Annotated in this window: 20 protein-coding genes; 12 read left to right on the forward strand and 8 right to left on the reverse strand. The window is 63.4% G+C overall.

All coding sequences use genetic code 11. The features are described 5' to 3' along the window. Positions 1 to 30 precede the first annotated feature (30 nt). The 7 genes from gmk to fabD form a co-directional block, all read right to left on the reverse strand. Positions 31 to 687, reverse strand: a complete 657-nt coding sequence (gene gmk, locus FJ527_RS17985) for a guanylate kinase (protein WP_023773399.1) — start codon at positions 685 to 687, stop codon at positions 31 to 33. Positions 688 to 708: 21 nt separating this feature from the next. Beyond that, the gene (locus FJ527_RS17990) at positions 709 to 1599 is read right to left on the reverse strand and encodes a YicC/YloC family endoribonuclease (protein WP_140823732.1); all 891 of its coding nucleotides are present in this window, start codon (positions 1597 to 1599) and stop codon (positions 709 to 711) included. Positions 1600 to 1759: 160 nt separating this feature from the next. Further along, positions 1760 to 3031, reverse strand: coding sequence for an endolytic transglycosylase MltG (mltG, locus tag FJ527_RS17995; RefSeq protein ID WP_140823733.1), 1272 nt, complete (start codon positions 3029 to 3031; stop codon positions 1760 to 1762). A 102-nt stretch (positions 3032 to 3133) separates the two neighbouring features. Further along, positions 3134 to 4396 carry a beta-ketoacyl-ACP synthase II gene (gene fabF / locus FJ527_RS18000; protein WP_023773396.1) on the reverse strand — a complete coding sequence of 421 codons (1263 nt, stop codon included), beginning with the start codon at positions 4394 to 4396 and terminating at the stop codon, positions 3134 to 3136. 34 nt (positions 4397 to 4430) lie between these two features. After that, positions 4431 to 4667: an acyl carrier protein gene (locus tag FJ527_RS18005; protein ID WP_006203723.1), complete on the reverse strand. Its 237-nt coding sequence runs from the start codon at positions 4665 to 4667 to the stop codon at positions 4431 to 4433. A gap of 212 nt (positions 4668 to 4879) precedes the next feature. Continuing rightward, a complete protein-coding gene (gene fabG / locus FJ527_RS18010; RefSeq protein WP_140823734.1) occupies positions 4880 to 5617 on the reverse strand; it encodes a 3-oxoacyl-[acyl-carrier-protein] reductase in 738 nt (245 codons plus the stop codon). Between the two features lie 169 nt (positions 5618 to 5786). Beyond that, positions 5787 to 6737, reverse strand: coding sequence for an ACP S-malonyltransferase (fabD, locus tag FJ527_RS18015; protein WP_140823735.1), 951 nt, complete (start codon positions 6735 to 6737; stop codon positions 5787 to 5789). A 243-nt stretch (positions 6738 to 6980) separates the two neighbouring features. Between fabD and FJ527_RS18020 the strand changes: the two genes are divergently transcribed. Beyond that, positions 6981 to 8942, forward strand: a complete 1962-nt coding sequence (locus FJ527_RS18020) for an LTA synthase family protein (RefSeq protein WP_140823736.1) — start codon at positions 6981 to 6983, stop codon at positions 8940 to 8942. Positions 8943 to 8993: 51 nt separating this feature from the next. On the opposite strand, the gene FJ527_RS29340 is transcribed toward FJ527_RS18020, so the two are convergent. Continuing rightward, positions 8994 to 9140 (reverse strand): hypothetical protein, encoded by a 147-nt coding sequence (locus FJ527_RS29340; protein WP_181166406.1) that lies wholly within the window; start codon positions 9138 to 9140, stop codon positions 8994 to 8996. Positions 9141 to 9517: 377 nt separating this feature from the next. Between FJ527_RS29340 and rpsF the strand changes: the two genes are divergently transcribed. From rpsF to FJ527_RS18075, 11 genes are all read left to right on the forward strand, one after another. After that, a complete protein-coding gene (gene rpsF, locus FJ527_RS18025; RefSeq protein WP_015318508.1) occupies positions 9518 to 10006 on the forward strand; it encodes a 30S ribosomal protein S6 in 489 nt (162 codons plus the stop codon). Next, positions 10006 to 10254, forward strand: coding sequence for a 30S ribosomal protein S18 (rpsR, locus tag FJ527_RS18030; protein WP_006203718.1), 249 nt, complete (start codon positions 10006 to 10008; stop codon positions 10252 to 10254). Before rpsF ends, rpsR begins: the two co-directional genes overlap by 1 nt. A gap of 212 nt (positions 10255 to 10466) precedes the next feature. Then, positions 10467 to 11051 carry a 50S ribosomal protein L9 gene (gene rplI, locus FJ527_RS18035; RefSeq protein WP_015318509.1) on the forward strand — a complete coding sequence of 195 codons (585 nt, stop codon included), beginning with the start codon at positions 10467 to 10469 and terminating at the stop codon, positions 11049 to 11051. A 177-nt stretch (positions 11052 to 11228) separates the two neighbouring features. Then, positions 11229 to 12521 (forward strand): cyclopropane-fatty-acyl-phospholipid synthase family protein, encoded by a 1293-nt coding sequence (locus FJ527_RS18040; RefSeq protein ID WP_015318510.1) that lies wholly within the window; start codon positions 11229 to 11231, stop codon positions 12519 to 12521. A gap of 90 nt (positions 12522 to 12611) precedes the next feature. Then, the gene (locus FJ527_RS18045) at positions 12612 to 12935 is read left to right on the forward strand and encodes a YnfA family protein (RefSeq protein ID WP_015318511.1); all 324 of its coding nucleotides are present in this window, start codon (positions 12612 to 12614) and stop codon (positions 12933 to 12935) included. A 3-nt stretch (positions 12936 to 12938) separates the two neighbouring features. Next, on the forward strand, positions 12939 to 13904 hold the full coding sequence (locus FJ527_RS18050; RefSeq protein WP_140617227.1) for a small ribosomal subunit Rsm22 family protein: 966 nt from the start codon (positions 12939 to 12941) through the stop codon (positions 13902 to 13904). 245 nt (positions 13905 to 14149) lie between these two features. Beyond that, positions 14150 to 15640, forward strand: a complete 1491-nt coding sequence (locus FJ527_RS18055) for a replicative DNA helicase (protein WP_015318513.1) — start codon at positions 14150 to 14152, stop codon at positions 15638 to 15640. 139 nt (positions 15641 to 15779) lie between these two features. Continuing rightward, entirely contained in the window at positions 15780 to 17183 is a 1404-nt protein-coding gene (gene radA / locus FJ527_RS18060; RefSeq protein ID WP_140823737.1) for a DNA repair protein RadA, read from the forward strand. 47 nt (positions 17184 to 17230) lie between these two features. After that, entirely contained in the window at positions 17231 to 17890 is a 660-nt protein-coding gene (locus FJ527_RS18065) for a CvpA family protein (RefSeq protein ID WP_140823738.1), read from the forward strand. A 104-nt stretch (positions 17891 to 17994) separates the two neighbouring features. Then, complete coding sequence (gene purF, locus FJ527_RS18070) at positions 17995 to 19464, forward strand: amidophosphoribosyltransferase (protein ID WP_015318516.1); 1470 nt, start codon at positions 17995 to 17997, stop codon at positions 19462 to 19464. 48 nt (positions 19465 to 19512) lie between these two features. Continuing rightward, complete coding sequence (locus FJ527_RS18075; RefSeq protein WP_015318517.1) at positions 19513 to 20253, forward strand: SDR family NAD(P)-dependent oxidoreductase; 741 nt, start codon at positions 19513 to 19515, stop codon at positions 20251 to 20253. The last annotated feature ends 56 nt before the right edge of the window (positions 20254 to 20309 follow it).

The raw sequence follows: 20309 nt of genomic DNA on the forward strand, positions 1-20309 counted from the left end.
CAGGCTGTCCGGGGAGAAGGAAAAAAGCGGTCAATCCGTCTTCTCGTCCAGCAAGCCCGACACGAAATCGAAAAGACCTGGCCGGCGGTCGCGGCGCAGCCGCTCTGCCACGACGATGCCGCGCACTTCGGCGAAAGCACGGTCTAGATCGTCGTTGACGATGACGAAGTCATATTCCTTCCAGTGCTCGATCTCGTTGCGGGCGTTCTTCAGCCGCGTCTCTATCACCGCTTCCTGATCCTCGGCGCGGCGCTTCAGCCGCGCCTTCAATTCCTTCATCGACGGAGGCAGGATGAAGATCGAGACGATGTCGGCGCGCATCTTCTCCTTGAGCTGCTGGGCGCCCTGCCAGTCGATGTCGAACAGCATGTCGCGCCCCTGCGCCAGCGCCAGTTCGGCAGGTTCGCGCGGCGTCGCATAGCAATTGCCGTGCACCTCGGCCCATTCGAGCAGCGCGTCGGAATCACGCAGCCGCTCGAATTCGCGCATCGTGCGGAAATGGTAGTGAACGCCCTCGATTTCCGAGCCGCGGCGAGGCCTTGTGGTGACCGAGACCGACAGTTCGAGGCTGGAATCGCTCTCAAGAAGATTGCGCGCGATCGTCGACTTGCCGGCACCCGATGGTGACGACAGGACGAGCATCAACCCCCGGCGGCGGATGCGGGACCCCAAATCCCTGGCAACCATCGGTTCCTTGGCAACCATCGGCTACTCCAGATTCTGGACCTGTTCACGAAACTGGTCGACGACCGCCTTCAGTTCCAGTCCGATCGCGGTGACGGCGGCGGCATTCGACTTCGAACACAGCGTATTCGATTCGCGGTTAAATTCCTGTGCCAGAAAATCGAGCTTGCGGCCAACGGCGCCGCCGCCCTCGAGCAAGGCCCGGCCAGATGCGACATGCGTTTTCAGCCGGTCGATCTCCTCGCGAATATCGGCCTTAGTGGCAAGAAACGCCGCCTCCATGTGCAATCGGCTTGCATCCAGATTGGCGGATGCATCCATCAACAGCCTGACCTGCTCGGCGATGCGTTCGCGGATCACCGCCGTATCGCGCGACGGATCCGCTTCCGCGCGCAGGGTCAGTGTCTCGATGACGTCGATATGACCGGACAAAAGCAGGGCCAATGCGGCACCTTCGCCTTGCCGGGCCTGTTCCAGGCCGTTCAGCGCCACGTCGAGCGCGGCCATGATGGCGGTGTCGAGCGCGGCCCGCGCCTCGTCGGTTTCGATGGTTTCGGGAACGTCGAGCACACCACGCAGCGACAGCAAACCGTCAGCCGTTGCGGGCGCAACGCCGAACTGTTCCTGCAATCGCTTGGCCAGGCCGGCAAGATCTTTCAAAAAAACCTCGTTGACCACAGGTTGCGCCTGCGCGCCGGCGGCACGGCCGATGGTCAGCGTCGCCTGGAAGTTGCCGCGCGCGAAACGCTTCTGCAGCGTTTGCCGAAGCACAGGCTCCAACCGCTCGAACCCCTGAGGCAGCCGCAACCGCACCTCGACGCTCTTGCCGTTGACGGATTTGACTTCCCAGGCAATGGAGGTGCCGTCATGCTCGGCGACGGCGCGCGCAAAACCGGTCATGCTCTGCAAATTCATGTCGCCTGCACATCCCTGGCGCCTCACCCCGAAACCGGTTTTCCGGAGGGACGAGTGCGGCTTAACTTAAAATGACCATTCCGCGAATACGTCGAAATTGGACGCCTGGCGTTCCTTCAAATGTCAGGCCGCCGCCTTCCAGGCAACGCTTTTCTTCGCCTTACTGGGCCGCGCCCGCATCACCGCCAGCATCGCCATCGATGCCGCTGTCAATGGCAGGCTTCTCGTCAGCTGGCTTGTCGTCAGCAGGCTTGTCGGCACTGCCGCTGGCACCGGCGGCAGCAGCGGCCTTGGCTGCCTCATCGGCCTGCTTCTTCTGCAGCGCGCGATAGCGGGCGACGTTTTCATTATGCTCGTTCAGCGTCGAGGCAAAGACGTGACCGCCCGTGCCGTCGGCGACGAAATAGAGATCGTCGGTCTTCGACGGGTTGGCCACGGCCTCGAGGGCCGCGCGGCCTGGATTGGCGATGGGCGTCGGCGGCAAGCCGCTGATCACATAGGTGTTGTAAGGCGTCTGCTTCTGGATGTCGGACTGATAGATCGGGCGATCCGCCGGCTTGCCCTTGCCGCCAAACAGACCGTAGATGATGGTCGGATCGGACTGCAGGCGCATGCCCTTGGCCAACCGGTTCAGGAAGACGGCGGCCACGCGCGAGCGTTCGTCGCCCTTGCCGGTTTCCTTCTCGACGATCGAGGCCAGGGTGACAAAGTCCTCGACGCTGGCCAGGGGCAGATCCGGCGCGCGCCGCTGCCACACCTCATCGACCAGTTTCTTCTGATCGGCGAGCAGCTTGTCGACCATCTGCTGACGCGTTGCGCCACGTGTGAAGCGCAGCGTGTCGGTGGCAAGGCTGCCCTCAGGGGGTGTCTTCGCCGGCATATCGCCGCTCAAAGCCGGTTCGTCGGCGATGCGCTGCAAGGCCTGCTCGACCGTCAGCCCCTCGGGAATAGTCAGCGAATACATCACCGACTTGCCGCTCTTCAGCAGTTCCATGATGTCGCGCATGGATGCCCTGGGCTTGATCTCGTACTCACCGGCCTTGAGCGCGGAATCGTTGCCGAAGGCACGCACCCCGAGGCGGAATACGCGGGCGTCGCTGATCAATCCGCGGCGCTCGAGCTGGTCGGCAATGTCCTGGACGCCGGTGCTGGGCTTGACGAGGAAAGTGTCGCCATTGGCGGATGGGCCGGGTTCGGTAAACTCCTGCTTGCCGAAATAGAGGGCCACGCCCGCCGCCAGAACGATCAGCATCACCGCCGAGATGACGAAGTTCATGAACACGACGACCTGGCTGCGCGAAGCACGCGAGCGTTTCGGCGGCGGTGTTCCGGCTTCCGGCCGCAAGGCTTCGCTGGCCGTCTTCGGCACGATCGGCCCGGTGTTCGCCGGCCTTTGCCCGAATTCTCCGTTGCCCGACGGATTAGTGTTCATGTCGCCCTACCGTTCGATCTCTCAACGAATCCCCTGCGGCAGAGTAGGGGCGAATATGGCAAAATTGACGACACGCCAAAGCATTGCCCGGCAACCGGACCGTCAGCCATTATACCGCTGGAAGACGAGCGAGGCGTTGGTGCCACCGAAGCCGAAGGAATTGGACAGTGCCACGTCGATCTGGCGGGCGCGTGGCTTGTTCGGCACCAGGTCGATCGCGGTTTCGCGTTCTGGATTGTCGAGGTTGATGGTCGCCGGTGCGATATTGTCGCGGATGGCGAGGATCGAAAAGATCGCTTCGGCCGCGCCTGCCGCTCCCAGCAAATGGCCGATCGACGACTTGGTCGACGACATCGAAATCTTCGACGCCGCATCGCCGACCAGCCGTTCGACGGCGCCGAGTTCGATCGTATCGGCCATGGTCGAGGTGCCGTGCGCATTGATGTAGTCGACATCGGCCGGCGTAAGCTTTGCCCGGTTCAACGCCGCCGTCATGCAACGGAAAGCACCGTCGCCATCTTCAGCCGGTGCGGTGATGTGGTAGGCGTCGCCGGTCAGGCCGTAGCCGGTCACCTCGGCATAGATCTTGGCGCCGCGCGCCTTGGCATGCTCAAGCTCCTCCAGCACGAGGACGCCGGCGCCCTCGCCCATGACGAAGCCGTCACGGTCGCGGTCATAGGGCCGCGAGGCCGTTTGCGGGGTATCGTTGCGCTCGGTCGACAGCGCCCGGCATGCGGCGAAGCCGGCGAGCGACAGCCGGGTCACCGGCGATTCGGCGCCGCCAGCCAGCATGATGTCGGCATCGCCGAAGATGATCAGCCGGGCGGCGTCGCCAATGGCGTGCGCGCCGGTCGAGCAAGCGGTGACGACAGCGTGGTTGGGGCCTTTCAACCCGTGCCGGATCGAAACCTGGCCCGACACGAGATTGATGATGTTTCCGGGAATGAAGAACGGGCTGATGCGTCGCGGGCCGCGTTCCTTGAGGATGATCGCGTTCTCGGCGATGCCCTCAAGACCGCCGATACCGGAGCCGATCAGCACACCGGTGGCGCAACGCTCCTCCTCGGTTGAAGGCTGCCAGCCGGAATCCTTCAGCGCTTCATCGGCGGCCGCGATCCCGTACAGGATGAAGTCGCCGATCTTGCGGAGTTCCTTCGGCTCAAGAATGGCTTCGGGATTGAGCGTGCCGTTGGAGCCGTCGCCGCGCGGAATGACGTGGGCGATCTTGCAGGCAAGATCGTCCACCTCGAACTCGGTGACGCGCTTGGCAGCGCTGCGGCCGGTCAGCAGTTCCTTCCAGCCGTGCTCGAAGCCCATACCGAACGGCGAAACCAGGCCAAGGCCCGTGACGACGACACGCCTCATCGCAGGTCCTCCCCGGTGACGACTGCGAAAAGCGTCAGGCCGAAGCCTTGTCGATGTACTTCACCGCATCGCCGACCGTCAGGATGGTCTCGGCCGCATCATCGGGGATCTCGACGCCGAATTCTTCTTCGAACGCCATGACGAGTTCAACCGTGTCGAGGCTGTCAGCGCCCAGATCATCGATGAAGCTCGCCTGCTCCGTCACTTTGTCGGCATCGACGCCAAGGTGCTCGATGACGATCTTCTTGACGCGCTCTGCGGTGTCACTCATTTGGGGCATCCTCGTCTTTTGTTTGTCTGTCTTCGTTAGCGGGCGGAATGCCGCTAATCAAGCTGAAAGATGGTCCTGCCGGAAACGCAACGGCCACGGACCGGTTTTTGCCCGAACCGCCGGGTTGCGGGCCGCATTACACGAAAAATAGCCGAGGTCCAAGCCGAAATGGTGGGTTTTCACAGCCCGTCGGTGTTGCTGTCGGACCTCGCTCAGATCATCGCCATACCGCCATTCACATGAATGGTTTGCCCGGTTACATAGGCTGCCTCGTTCGAAGCCAGATAAGCAACGGCGGACGCCACTTCGGCACTGGTGCCCATGCGCTTGCTGGGGATCGCCGCCATGATCGCCTCTTTCTGCTTGTCGTTGAGCTTGTCGGTCATCGCCGATTCGATGAAGCCCGGCGCGACGCAGTTGACCGTGATATTGCGGGTGGCGATCTCCTGCGCCAGCGATTTGGACAAGCCGATCATGCCGGCCTTGGAGGCGCAGTAATTCGCCTGGCCGGGATTGCCGGTCACCCCGACCACCGAAGTGATGTTGATGATGCGGCCATGGCGGCGGCGCATCATCGGGTGAGTGAGTTCACGGGTCAGCCGGAAAACGGCGGTGAGATTGACCTCCATCACCGTATCCCAGTCGGCGTCCGACATGCGCACGAACAGGCCGTCCTTGGTGATGCCGGCATTGTTGACCAGGATGTCGACGCCTTCGAGATCGGCCTCCGCCTTCTGGCCGAGTGCCTTGACCTCGTCACGGTTCGACAGGTTGGCCGGGAACAGCTTGACCCGGTCGCCCAATTCGGAGGCCAGCGTCTCCAGTTTCTCAACGCGCGTGCCGTGCAGGCCGACGGTCGCGCCTTGCGCATGCAACACCCTGGCGATCGCCTCGCCGATGCCCCCCGATGCGCCGGTGACAAGCGCCTTGCGGCCGGTCAGTTCGAACATCTCTTGTCCTCTTCTCAAATCGTACGGACGGTTATCAATAAACATCACCCCGATGGCCAATCGTTACCACCAGAATGACCAGACGCTTGTCCTTTACATCGCAGATTACGCGGTAATCCGATATCTCCAAAAACTCGTCAAAGAAGATGTCGGCGGCGAAGAATTCAAGTCACAGCGCAGCCACAGCCGCCTCGACCTCGGCTGCGGAACCCACGGAGGCGGTGGCGATGTCGCGGTTGATGCGACGAGCCAGTCCTGAAAGCACCTTGCCGGCACCGATCTCGTAAAGCGTGGTGACGCCGTTGGCGCCGAACCACTCCACCGTTTCGCGCCAGCGGACGCGACCGGTCACCTGCTCGACCAGCCGCCCGGCGATCCCGTCGGGATCGGTCGACGGCTGCACCGATACGTTGGACACCACGGGAACGATTGGCGCGGTCTTTGTCACGCCGGCAAGTGCCTCGCGCATGACATTGGCGGCCGGCGTCATCAGCGCGGAATGGAAGGGCGCCGAAACCTGCAGCATCAGCGCCCGTTTGGCGCCTTTTTCGGTGCACAGTTTCGCTGCCAGTTCAACCGCCGCCTTCGCCCCTGATATGACCAGTTGGCCGCCGCCATTGTCGTTCGCCACCTGGCAGACGGCCCCCTTGCCGGCCCCAAGGGCGGCCTCAGCACAGGCGGCTTCGACATCGGCCTGCTCCAACCCGATGATCGCCGCCATGGCGCCCTCGCCGGCCGGCACCGCTGCCTGCATGGCGTTGCCGCGGATGCGCAGCAGGCGGGCGGCATCGGCAACGGAAACGAAGCCGGCGGCGGCGAGTGCCGAATATTCGCCCAGCGAATGGCCGGCGACATAAGCGATCTTGTCCTTCAGCGAGAAGCCGCGCGATTCCATCGCCCTGATGGCGGCAAGCGACACCGCCATCAGCGCCGGCTGCGCGTTGGCCGTCAGCGTCAGCGTCTCTTCGGGACCTTCCCAGATCAGCTTCGACAGGTTTTCGCCGAGCGCGTCATCGACTTCCTGGAAAATCCTGCGTGCCTCGGGAAAGGCATCGGCAAGATCCTTGCCCATGCCGACAGCCTGGCTACCCTGTCCCGGAAAGGTGAATGCAACGGCCATGCGAGGGCTCCCCTGACTGGTTTTGCTTGCCTGATACTACGAATTTTCCCTGCCTGTGACGCAAGGCAGGCCGCCAAGTCAAGCCACTTCAGCCCATGCCAATGGGCCTATCCCCGCGCGAGTGCCTGTTCCGAAAGGCTTTTTGGCGATCACACCTGATGAAAACCGCTCACGAATCGTTCGCTGGCTCTTCTTATTTCCGCCACAGGCGCTAGCTTTGCGTGACAATTATATGACAATCGAATGACGTGGGTTGTCTTTGGGCGGGAAGTTGAAGTGGCAAAGAGTTTCAAACGTGCCGGCAACGCGGCGCCGCAGTTCCTGGAAGACGATCCGTCCACCGGCTATCTGCCGGGCCGTAGATGGCCTGTTGTCCGCTACGGGCTGATCAGCCTGGCGATCTCGGCCGTCTTGGTGTTCGCCATCGAACTGATCGTGCGCGGCGATGTCGCCGGCACCGTTTTCTTCTTCCTGCAGCCGTTCAAGCCGGGCTGGACAACTATCGTCGTCTTCGCGCTGGTCCTGATCGGTCTCGACGCGGTGCTCGGCCGCAGCCATCAGAGCCTGATGATCGTCGCGCCGCTGACCTTGTCGCTGGCCTTTGTCGGCCACCAGAAGTCGCATTATCTCGGCGATCCGCTCTACCCGACGGATTTCCTCTACGCCCGCCAGATCTTCGCCCTGCTGCCGCTCTTGGTGCGCGAGCGGCCAATGACAGCGCTGGCCATGGTCGCGGGCATCGTCGCCGGCCTGTCCCTGCTCGTCTACGGCTGGCGGCTATGGCGCCGCAAGGTTCCGGCCCTCAGCCGCAAAGGCCGCCTTGCCCGGCTGACGCTGGCGGTGCCGTTGCTCGCCTTCTTCGTCTCGATCATGGATTACGCCACCTTCTCGTGGACCAGGGACCGGCTGCAGATCATCCCGATCATGTGGGACCAGAAGGAAAACTACGCCTCCAACGGCTTCGCGCTCGCCTTCGCGCTCAACGTGCCGATGGCGCATGTCTCGGCACCGCCGGGCTATTCCGACAAGGCGATCGCGGCGATCGAGCGGCCCGAGGTGACCGCCTCGGTGCCGGCCCAGAAGCCGGACATCATCATCGTCATGAGCGAATCCCTCTGGGATCCAACCAAGCTGCCCGGAGTCACCATCACTCCCGATCCGATGCCCAATGTGCGGGCGCTCCGCTCGGGCTCGATGTTCTCGCCCGAATTCGGCGGCATGACCGCCAACATCGAATTCGAAGCGCTGACCGGCTTTTCCAATGCTTTCCTGCCGGCCGGCAGCATCCCCTACCAGCAATATGTCCGCACCCCGACGCCGTCGATGGCGACCTTCCTGAAGAGCCAAGGCTATAGGGCACGCGCCATCCATCCAGGCACGAACTGGTTCTGGAACCGCGGCGCGGTCTATGCCGATTTCGGTTTCAACGACTTCAAATCGGAAGAGACGCTGCCGCCCATGGAAAAGCGCGGACCGCTGGCATCCGACGCGGCGATGACCGACGAGATCATACGCGAAGCGGACGCCAGCGAGGACCCGGTGTTCTTCTTCGCCGTCAGTCTGCAGAACCACGGCCCCTATGAACCGAACCGTTATTCGAATCCGACCCATTCGGTGCAAGCGCCGATCAGCCAGTGGGCGCGCGACTCGCTGCTCTCCTACGCCGAAGGTTCAGCCGACGCGGACCGCGGCCTTGAACGGCTGATCGAATGGGCCAAGAGGCGCGAGCGGCCCACGATTGTCGCCTTTTTCGGTGACCACCTGCCGCCGCTCGGACCGGTCTATGTCGAGACCGGCTTCCTGAAGGACAACGTCGCGCCGCGCAAGGAACCGACGCCGGAAGCCGCCCTCGAACATCACGCGACACCGCTGATCATCTGGTCGAACCGCTCCGGCCCGGTCGAGAATCTGGGCACGGTCAGCCCCGCGTTCCTGCCCTATCACATCCTCACCGCCGCCGGCATCACCCACCCTTACTACACCGGCTTCCTGGGCGAGATGCGGGAGCGCTATCGTGTCGTCGACCGCAACCTGCTGCTCACGCCGGCCGGGGCGGCCACGCCAGACTGGTCGCGTCAGAAAGAGATTGACCCGGCGATCAGCGACTTCCGGCTGATCCAGTACGACATGATGTTCGGCAAGCGCCATGCCGCGCCCGACTTCTTCCCCGAGACGGTCGACAAGATCGTCGCCCATACGAGTTGAGCCGATCGGCGGCGCTTAATTTCCCCTGCCGCCCGCCTTCGGATCAGCTGCTCAGTTCGTCAATTGCAGCTTCGAAAATTTGTTGGCGATCTGCAGAAACACGTTCGGCAGCTTGGCCGGATCATCGATGGCATAATAGTCGCTGGGATTCGAGGCGGAGGCGCTGTAATGGGTGCGGTTGGCGACCGTTGACGGCATGGCTCAACCCTGTGCGACCTGACATTGCGGTTAAGGGCCGGTTGCCGGGAAAATCGCCGGCCTGCCGGGCGCTGCTACCTGGGTTCCTGCGGCCTGCGACATCAGGGATGCCGCTTGGCCTTGCTTTATCAGCGGATTGCTTTATAGACGCCGCCAATCTGCCGGTCCCAGCTGGGGGCTGAACGGAGGGCCGGAGGTTTTTTCGAGAACCTTCGTGTGAAGCCAGAAGCGTTTCCGCCTCCCGTGTCTCCGCTCTCGACCGTCTCGTCATGCTCCTTTCTTCCCCGCGCCTTTCGAGGCACATGCGGGTCAGAGAAGTTGCAGAGGCTTTTGCCGCCGGGAACCGGGAGAGAAACGAAGAAAGGCACCAAGACATAATGGCTCTTTACGAACATGTGTTTCTTGCCCGGCAGGACCTCTCGCAGCAGCAGGTCGATGCGCTTGTCGAACAGTACAAGGGCGTCATCTCAGCGAATGGCGGGTCCGTCGGCCGGGTCGAGAACTGGGGACTGAAGTCCCTCACCTACCGGGTCAACAAGAACCGGAAGGCATACTACACGCTGATGGACCTCACCTGCCCGCCGGCAGCGCTCAACGAGATGGAGCGCCAGATGGGTCTGTCCGAGGACGTGCTGCGCTTCCTGACCATCAAGGTCGAGGCGCATGAGGAAGGCCCTTCGGCCATGATGCAGAAGCGCGAAGAGCGCTCCGAGCGCGGTGGCTTCGGCGATCGCGACCGTGGCGATCGGCCGGCCCGCAGCTTCGGCGACCGCGGCGATCGTGGCCCGCGTTCGTTCGGCGATCGCGAAGGCGGCGACCGTGGTCCGCGCCGTCCGCGCGAAGGTTTTGAAGGGGGTGCAGAATAATGGTCGACATCAACCAGATCCCGACCCGGCGCCCTTTCCATCGCCGCCGCAAGACCTGCCCGTTCTCCGGCGCCAACGCCCCGAAGATCGACTACAAGGACGTGCGTCTCTTGCAGCGCTACATTTCCGAGCGCGGCAAGATCGTGCCGTCGCGCATCACCGCCGTCAGCCAGAAGAAGCAGCGCGAGCTCGCCAAGGCGATCAAGCGCGCCCGTTTCCTCGGCCTGCTGCCCTACGTGGTTCGCTAAGTCTTCCGAACGGGCGGTTCGCCGCCCGTTCCTTTCACCGGCCATGACGGGCATGACCGGTTAGCATCAAATCCCGAGTTGAGGTCAAACCTCTAACTGCCGCGACAGGCAGGACAGCGACACCGGCGGCAACGCCTTTTTGCTTCCTGACCTGTTCCAGAGAATTCGGCGTCGGCCTTGTGGACGGACGCCCAACCAAAAGGAACATAATCATGGACGTCATCCTTCTCGAACGCGTCTCCCGCCTCGGCCAGATGGGCGATACCGTCAAGGTCAAGGACGGTTTTGCCCGCAACTTCCTGCTGCCGCAGGGCAAGGCGTTGCGCGCCAACGAAGCCAACAAGAAGAAGTTCGAAGGCCAGCGCGCCCAGCTCGAAGCCCGCAACCTCGAGCGCAAGTCGGAAGCCGCAGAGGTTGCCGAAAAGCTGGACGGCAAGAGCTTCATCGCCGTTCGCTCGGCCGGTGAGACCGGTCAGCTCTACGGTTCGGTGTCGACGCGCGACATCGCCGACCTGCTGACCGCGGAAGGCTTCACGGTCAACCGCAACCAGATCCAGCTCAACCAGCCAATCAAGACCATCGGCGTCACCAATGTGGCAATCGCGCTGCATCCGGAAGTCGAAGTCACCATCACGCTCAACATCGCCCGCACGGCTGACGAAGCCGAGCGCCAGGCCAAGGGCGAGACGCTGACCACCGCCGAAGCCATTTATGGCGACGACATCAACGACAATGCGCGGCCGGAAAACTTCTTCGATCCGAATGCCGAGTTCGAAGGCGGCGAAGAAAACGCCTGATCACATACGCTCCGAGCGCCGGACCGGCGCTCCGATCGTGCTGTCGATTTCCAGTCATTTCTGGACCAATGCCCGGGCCTCTCGCCCGGGCATTTTTGTGCCAAAAGGAACTTTTCGAAACCCTATATATTGATGCAGAGTAGGACAGCCTGTCTGACCGTGAGGGGACACCGGACCATGAATATTCTGTTGAAGCGCGTTCTCGACCGCCTGGTGCGCACGGGCAGCCTCAAGGTAACCGGGCCGAAGGGCACGACGTTCATCTTCGGCGACGGCAGCGGCGAGCCGGTGCACATGCACATCAAGACCAGGCATGCCGAGCGCGCCATCACCTTCGATCCGATGCTGGCGGTGCCTGAATCCTACATGGACGGCGAGCTGGACATTCTCGAAGGCGGCGTGCTCGGACTGATGCGCATTGCCTTCCAGAACATGGGCAGCGGCGGCATCGACGCGACATGGTCGAAAGCCATAGAGGGCCTGCGCCACGCCTTCCGCCGCCTGCAGCAGATCAACACCGCCGCGCGCTCGCGCCGCAACGTGCAGCGCCACTACGATCTGTCGGGCGAGCTTTACCGGCTCTTCCTCGATGAGGACATGCAGTATTCCTGTGCCTATTTCGAGCAGCCGGACATGACGCTCGACGAGGCGCAGGCCGCCAAGAAACGTCATATCGCCGCCAAGCTCAGGCTGAAGGCCGGCCAGACGGTGCTCGACATCGGCTCCGGCTGGGGCGGGCTCGGCCTCTATCTGGCCAAGGCCTTCGATGTCGACGTGCAGGGCGTGACGCTGTCGACGGAACAGCATGGCGTCGCCACCGACCGGGCCCATGCGCAAGGGCTGGAAAACCACGTCCATTTCGAGCTGAAGGACTATCGCGAGCTCAACGAACGCTTCGACCGCATTGTCTCGGTCGGCATGTTCGAGCATGTCGGGGTCAACCATTACCGCACTTTCTTCGACAAGGCGGCAACATTGCTGAAGCCTGATGGCGTCATGCTTTTGCACACGATCGGCCGCTCCGGCGTGCCGTGGGCGACCAGCGCCTTCATCCGCAAGTATATTTTCCCGGGCGGCTACATCCCGGCGATGTCCGAGGTGCTGCCGGCGATCGAGAAGTCCGGCCTCGTGGTCACCGACGTCGAGATCCTGCGGCTCCATTATGCCGACACGCTGAAGCATTGGGGCCAGCGCTTCGCCGCCAACCGCGACAAGGCAAAGGCGATCTATGACGAACGCTTCTGCCGCATGTGGGAGTTCTATCTGGCTGCCTCGGAAGCTGCCTTCCGTTGGCAGGACTTGGTGATTTTCCAGTTCCAGATCACCAAGAAGAACGACACGCTGCCGATGACGCGCGACTATATGGCCAAATGCGAGAAGGCGCTGGAGTTGCGCGACATGGGCCGCCGCGAGGCGGCTCCTGTCGAGAAGTCCGCCAAGCCCGCCCGCCGACGCAAGGTGGCGGAATAGGGACAGCGCTGACGGGACGCATTATTGGCGCTTGCCATTATAGGCTCCTGCCCCGAAAAAGGCCTCGTGATCGTCGCGAGGCCTTTTTTCATGACCTATCTCCTCTACACAGCCGCGGCGCTTGCCGAGATCGCCGGCTGCTTTTCGGTGTGGGCGTGGTGGCGGCTGGAGAAATCGCCGCTCTGGCTGCTGCCTGGCTTTGCCTCTCTGATTGTGTTCGCCTGGCTTCTGGCGTTGGTCGACACCAATGCAGCCGGCCGCGCCTATGCCGCGTATGGCGGTATCTACATCGCTGCCTCGCTCGCCTGGTTGTGGCTGGCCGATGGCGTGCGGCCCGATCGCTGGGACCTTGCCGGCGCGGCGCTCTGCATGGCCGGCGCCTCGATTATCCTGCTTGCACCCAGGGGGGCATAGGCCATGGAGCTGCCGGCCGCTCTTCGACAGGGTGTCGATCGCCTTTTGGAAAAGGTGGCGCTGCCGGACCTGAAGCAGGCGGCGAAAACCCTGTCCGACCGCTACCGCGCCGAATTGCGCGACGGTCGCCTGCATATGGCGCAGGACATGGCGGTCAAGGCCTATCTGACGACGCGCATGCCGGCGACCTACGCCGCGATCCGCGCCAGCCTCGATGCGCTCGCCGAAGCCCGGCCGGATTTCGCACCCACGACGTTGCTCGACGTCGGCGCCGGTCCCGGCACCGTGCTTTGGGCCACCAGCGATCTCTGGCCTGAACTGGAACTGGCCACGCTGCTTGAGGCGAGTGCCGCGGTGCGCAAGGTCGGTGAGACGCTTGCCGCCGATGCGATCACGGCCCGGACCGTCTGGCGGGCCGGCGATGTCACGACGGACATTGCCGACCTCCAATCCGCCGACCTCGTCACATGCGCCTATGTGCTGGACGAGATCGCGCCGGCGTCCCTGCCCAAAATGGTCGACCGGCTATGGCAACTCACCAAGGACACGCTGTTGATCGTCGAGCCGGGCACGCCGGCGGGCTGGCTGCGCATTCTAGCTGTACGCGCACAATTGATCGCGGCCGGCGCGCATGTGCTGGCGCCCTGTCCGCACGAGGCGCCCTGCCCGCTCAACCCGCCGGACTGGTGCCACTTTTCCCGCCGCGTAGCCCGCTCGCGCCTGCACCGCCTGGCCAAAGAGGCGGAAGTACCGTGGGAAGATGAGAAATTCATCTATGTCGCCGCTTCGCGCCAGCCGGCTGCCTTCCGCGCCGCGCGGGTCATCGCGCCGCCGAAACCCGGTTCCGGCAAGGTCGTGCTCAAGCTTTGCGAGCCAAATGGCAGCGCCGGCGAAAGGCTCTTCACCAAACGCGACGGTGACGCGTTCAAGGCGGCGCGGCGGGCGGATTGGGGCGATGCACTGGCGTGAGGATGAAAGAGACACGACAGCCTCGCAATTCGGTGTCGCCAGCGCTCACTTTCCTGTTTTGTTCTCCTGCGAGAAACGCTAAGTTGCCAACTCTCGATTCGAGTCAATTGCGATTCTTTCCACGGAAAAATTTTGGCTGTGAATCGCGAGTACCAAAGCCGCTTCTTCACGGGCTGTTGCAGATAAGTCAGCACTGACTTGTCCAGTTCTGATATCGACAGACGGGGATCGAAATCGGGGACATCATGGCAGAGGCAGCACGAAAATTCGGCGTGGCAGAGCAACCGCTCTATCGCGAATCGCCCAACAACATCGAGGCCGAGCAGGCGCTGCTTGGCGCTATACTTGTCAACAACGATGCCTTCTACCGGGTGTCCGACTTCCTGAAGTCCGGCCATTTCTACGAACCCCTCCACCGCAAGATCTTCGATGTCGCGGCCGAGCTGATCCGCATGGGTAAGGCGGCGACGCCGATCACGCTGAAGACCTTCCTGCCCGCCGACGAAAAGGTCGGCGACATGACGGTGGCGCAGTATGTGGTGCGGCTGGCGGTGGAAGCCGTCACCGTCGTCAACGCCACCGACTACGGCCGCGCCATTTATGATCTGGCGACGCGCCGGGCGTTGATCACCGTCGGCGAGGACATGGTCAACATCGCTTATGACGCCCCTGTCGACATGTCGCCTTCCGAACAGATCGAGGACGCGGAGCGCCGCCTGTTCGAGCTGGCCGAGACCGGGCGTTATGACGGCGGCTTCGAGAGCTTCACCGACGCGGTCAAGACCGCGGTCGACATGGCCAACGCCGCCTATATGCGTGACGGCGGTCTGTCGGGCCTCGCCACCGGCATGCGCGATCTCGACCGCCGTATGGGCGGCCTGCAGTCGTCCGATCTGATCATCATCGCCGGCCGTCCAGGCATGGGCAAGACATCACTCGCCACCAACATCGCCTTCAACATTGCCGAGATGTATGAGCCGGCGCAGCAGGCCGATGGCTCGTTCAAGGCGGCCAATGGCGGCGTGGTCGGTTTTTTCTCGCTCGAAATGTCGTCCGAACAGCTCGCAACCCGCATCATTTCCGAACAGACGGAAATTTCGTCCTCCAAGATCCGCCGTGGCGAAATCAGCGAAATGGACTTCGAAAAGCTGGTCGCCTGTTCGCAGACCATGCAGAAAATCCCGCTGTTCATCGACCAGACAGGCGGTATTTCCATTGCCCAGTTGTCTGCCCGCGCGCGTCGTCTGAAGCGCCAGCGCGGCCTGGACCTGATCGTCATCGACTATATTCAGCTGATGCAGGGCTCATCCGCCAAGTCTTCGCAGAACCGCGTGCAGGAAATCACCGAGATCACCACGGGCCTGAAGGCGCTGGCCAAGGAGCTGGCCGTGCCGATCATCGCGCTGTCGCAGCTGTCGCGTCAGGTCGAAAGCCGCGACGACAAGCGTCCGCAGCTCTCCGACCTGCGCGAATCCGGTTCGATCGAGCAGGACGCCGACGTCGTCATCTTCGTCTATCGCGAGGAATATTACCTCAAGAACCGCGAGCCGAAGCTCGGCACCGAGGAATACGTCAAGTGGGAAAACGAGATGAACGAGATGCGCGGCAAGGCCGAGGTGATCGTGGCCAAGCAGCGCCATGGGCCTACGGGCTCTGTCACGCTCGCCTTCCACGGCGAATTCACCCGCTTCTCCGATCTCGCGGAAGAGCACCACATCGCGGAAAGGTTTGAGTAGCCTCTTGCCAGCGATCTCACCAATAGCAACGGGTCTCGGCGCCCTACGGCGCCCCCCTCTGTCCTGCCGGACATCTCCCCCGCACGGGGGGAGATTGGCTGTCGCGTGCGGCGCCCGCCAGAGGGCGGGAAGGTAAAGCGTGGTCAAATCCCGCGTCCAGTTCATCTGCCAGAATTGCGGTTCGGTGCATCAGCGCTGGGCCGGCAAATGCGATGCCTGCGGCGAGTGGAACACGCTGGTCGAGGAAGGCACATCTGGCGGCATCGGCTCGGGTCCTGCCAACACGCGCAACGCCCGCAAGGGCCGCGCGGTGGTGCTGACCACACTTTCAGGCGATATCGAGGACGCGCCGCGCATCATCTCAGGTATCGGCGAACTCGACCGCGCCACTGGTGGCGGTTTTGTTCGGGGCTCTGCACTTCTGGTCGGCGGCGATCCCGGTATCGGCAAATCGACGCTGCTCACCCAGGCCGCGGCCGCACTTGCCTCCAAGGGCCATCGCATCGTCTATGTCTCGGGCGAAGAGGCAGTTGCCCAGATCAGGCTGCGTGCGCAGAGGCTCGGCGTCGCATCGGCGCCGGTGGAACTCGCGGCCGAAACCAATGTCGAGGATATCCTTGCCACGATCGCCGACGGCAAGCGGCCCGATCTGGTTATACTCGATTCGATCCAGACGCTGTGGACCGACCTTGCCGATTCGGCGCCAGGCACCGTCACCCAGGTGCGCGCCGCCGCGCAGGCGATGATCCGCTACGCGAAATCCACGGGTGCCGCGATCGTGCTGGTCGGCCATGTCACCAAGGAAGGCCAGATCGCCGGTCCGCGCGTGGTCGAGCACATGGTCGACGGCGTGCTCTATTTCGAGGGCGAAGGCGGCCACCACTTCCGTATCCTGCGCACGGTGAAGAACCGCTTCGGACCGACCGACGAGATCGGCGTCTTCGAAATGTCGGACAAAGGTCTGCGCGAGGTCTCCAATCCGTCCGAGCTTTTCCTTGGCGAACGGCACGCGAAATCGCCGGGAGCAGCGGTTTTCGCCGGCATGGAAGGCACCAGGCCGGTTCTGGTCGAAATCCAGGCGCTGGTCGCGGCCTCCTCGCTCGGCACGCCGCGCCGGGCGGTGGTCGGCTGGGACGGCGCGCGGCTGTCGATGATCCTGGCAGTGCTGGAGGCACATTGCGGTGTGCGTTTCGGACAGCATGACGTCTACCTCAACGTCGCGGGCGGCTACCGCATCAGCGAGCCGGCGGCCGATCTCGCGGTCGCCGCCGCACTGGTTTCCTCGCTCACTGGTCTTGCCCTCCCCGCCGATTGCGTCTATTTCGGCGAAATCAGCCTTTCGGGCGCGGTGAGGCCGGTTGCGCATGCGCAGCAGCGTCTCAAGGAAGCCGAAAAGCTGGGTTTTGGTAGCGCGGTTCTGCCCGTGGGCAGCGAGGAACTTGCTGGGGGGATTGGGGCCGGCGCTTTCCAGCCCACCGAGCTTGCCGACCTCGTGGCGCGCATAGCCGGCTCACGGCGCGGCCGTGCCGACGATGAAGAATGACGCGGCTCGTCGAGTCGTGAACAAGAGATCGGAGTGGGGCCAAAGACATGCCGATTACGCTGCTTGACGGAATTCTCGTCGGCTTCACCCTGGTCTCGGCGATGCTCGCCATGGTTCGCGGCTTTTCGCGCGAGGTGCTTTCGGTCGTCTCCTGGGCGGCGGCGGCGGCGGCGGCCTTCTTCTTCTACAAACCGGTCCTGCCCTACCTGAAGCCCTATATCGACAATGAGAAGATCGCCATGGCGGCGGCCGCAGGCGTGGTCTTCATCATCGCGCTGATCGTCGTCTCGGTCATCACCATGAAGCTTGCCGACTGGATCATCGATTCGCGCATCGGCGCCCTCGACCGCACGCTTGGCTTCCTTTACGGCGCCTTGCGCGGCGTCCTGGTCGTTGCTGTCGCGCTGCTGTTCTTCAACTGGCTGGCCGGCGCCAAGGCCCCGGCCTGGATCACGGAAGCCAAGTCGCGGCCGCTGCTTGAACAGATCGGCGCCAAGCTCGAGAGCCTGCTGCCAGAGGACCCGGAAAACGCCATCCTCAAGAAGCTCAATCCGAATCAGCCGGCCACCGAGACGCCCGTCGCGCCCGACGCACCGGCGGCGGATGCACCAGCCGGTGGCGACGACGCCAATGCGCCGGCGCCTGACGACAACGACGCCGGTCCTGCCGACAACACCGCCAAGCCGGCGCCAGCGCCGGCGAACTGAGGTCCGAACGGGGCGTCTGGCGATCGATCCATGTGAACGATCGCATGCAGTGCGTTGCTTTCGACGCGCGACCGCCTTATATGGCGATTTTAGCGGAGCTTAAGATGGCAGACGCAGACGACGTGCTTTCCGCCGAGGCTGACGATCATTTCCATGACGAGTGCGGCGTGTTCGGCATCTTTGGCCGGCAGGATGCGGCGGCCATCGTCACACTCGGCCTGCATGCGCTGCAGCATCGAGGTCAGGAAGCGGCCGGCATCGTCTCCTATGACGGCACCCAGTTCCATGTCGAACGCCATGTCGGCCTGATCGGCGACACCTTCACCAAGCAGCGCGTCATCGACAGCCTGCAAGGCAACCGCGCCATCGGCCACACGCGCTACGCCACCACCGGCGGTGCCGGCATGCGCAACATCCAGCCCTTCTTCGCCGAATTGGCCGATGGCGGCTTTGCCGTCGCCCATAACGGCAACCTCACCAACGCCATGACGGTGCAGCGCGCGCTGCAGAAGCAAGGCGCGATCTTCTCCTCCACCTCCGACACAGAGACGCTTTTGCATCTGGTCGCGACCAGCAAGGAGCGCGACCTCAATTCGCGCTTCATCGACGCGGTGCGCCAGGTCGAGGGCGCCTTCTCGCTGGTGGCGATGACGGCCAAGAAGATGATCGGCTGCCGCGATCCGCTCGGCATCCGCCCGCTGGTGCTGGGCGATCTGGACGGCGCCTGGATCCTGGCCTCCGAAACCTGTGCGCTCGACATCATCGGCGCGCGTTTCGTGCGCGACCTGAAGCCCGGCGAGATGGTCGTCGTCACGTCCAAGGGCATTGAGAGCCTGTTCCCGTTCGAACCGCAGAAGACCCGCTTCTGCATCTTCGAATATGTCTATTTCGCCCGACCCGACTCCTCGGTCGAGGGCCGCAATGTCTATGAGGTGCGCAAGCGCATCGGCGCGGAACTGGCTCAGGAAAATCCGGTCGACGCCGATATCGTCGTACCGGTGCCGGATTCCGGCACGCCGGCGGCAATCGGCTTCAGCCAGGCGGCGGGCATTCCCTTCGAACTCGGCATCATCCGCAACCACTATGTCGGCCGCACCTTCATCCAGCCCGGCGATTCGATCCGCCATATGGGCGTCAAGCTCAAGCACAACGCCAATCGCCGCATGATCGAGGGCAAGCGCGTGGTGCTGGTCGACGACAGCATCGTGCGCGGCACCACCAGCCAGAAGATCGTGCAGATGGTGCGCGACGCCGGCGCCAAGGAAGTGCACATGCGCATCGCCTCGCCGCCGACCAGCGCATCATGCTTCTATGGGGTCGACACGCCGGAGAAGTCGAAGCTGCTGGCTTCGCGCATGTCGGTGGAAGAGATGGCCGAGTTCATCCGGGTCGATTCGCTCGGTTTCCTCAGTATCAACGGTCTCTACCGCGCCGTCGGCGAGGCCAGCCGCGACGACGAGCAGCCGCAGTTCTGCGATGCATGCTTCACCGGCCAGTACCCGACCCGCCTGCTCGACTTCGAAGGCCACGACAATGTGCGCACGCTGTCGCTGCTGGCGACAAGCGGCTCGTAGAATTGCCGGACCGTCATCAGCCTTAGCCAGAGTTCCGGAAGCCATCGCATGACCCTCGACCTTACCGGCCGCGTCGCGGTCGTCACCGGCGCCTCGCGCGGCATCGGCTATTTCATCGCCAGGGAATTGGCTGCGGCCGGCGCGCATGTCATTGCGGTTGCCCGCACCGTCGGCGGGCTGGAAGAACTCGACGACCAGATCAAGGCGGCCGGCGGCCAGGCGACATTGGTGCCGCTCGATCTCGCCGACATGGCCGGTATCGACCGGCTGGGCGGCGCCATCCACGAGCGCTGGGGCAAGCTCGACATCCTCGTCGCCAATGCCGGCGTGCTTGGCGTCATCTCGCCGATCGGCCATGTCGAGGCCAAGACCTTCGAAAAGGTGATGACCATCAACGTCACCTCGACCTGGCGGCTGATCCGCTCGGTCGACCCGCTGCTGCGGCTTTCGGATGCCGGCCGGGCGATTATCCTGTCGTCCAACGCGGCGCATTCGGCGCGCGCCTTCTGGGCGCCTTACGCGGCATCGAAGGCGGCGGTGGAGACCATGATGCGCTCCTGGGCGCATGAGACGCAAAGTCTACCGCTGCGCGTCAATGCAGCCGACCCCGGCGCCACCCGCACCGCGATGCGCGCACAAGCCGTGCCCGGTGAGGATCCCGAGACATTGCCGCACCCCTCCGAGATCGCCAAACGCATCGTGCCGCTGGCCAGCCCGGATCTCAAAGAGACCGGCCTGATCTTCCAGGCCAAGCACAACCGCTTCGTCGCCTACCGGCAACCGGAATAAAACGCGGGTTCGAAACGGATTAAAACAGCCTTCGGCTACGTTCTTCTGACGTAGGA

Origin of the sequence: Mesorhizobium sp. B2-4-18 (assembly GCF_006441385.1) — a bacterium.
GTDB lineage: Bacteria > Pseudomonadota > Alphaproteobacteria > Rhizobiales > Rhizobiaceae > Mesorhizobium > Mesorhizobium australicum.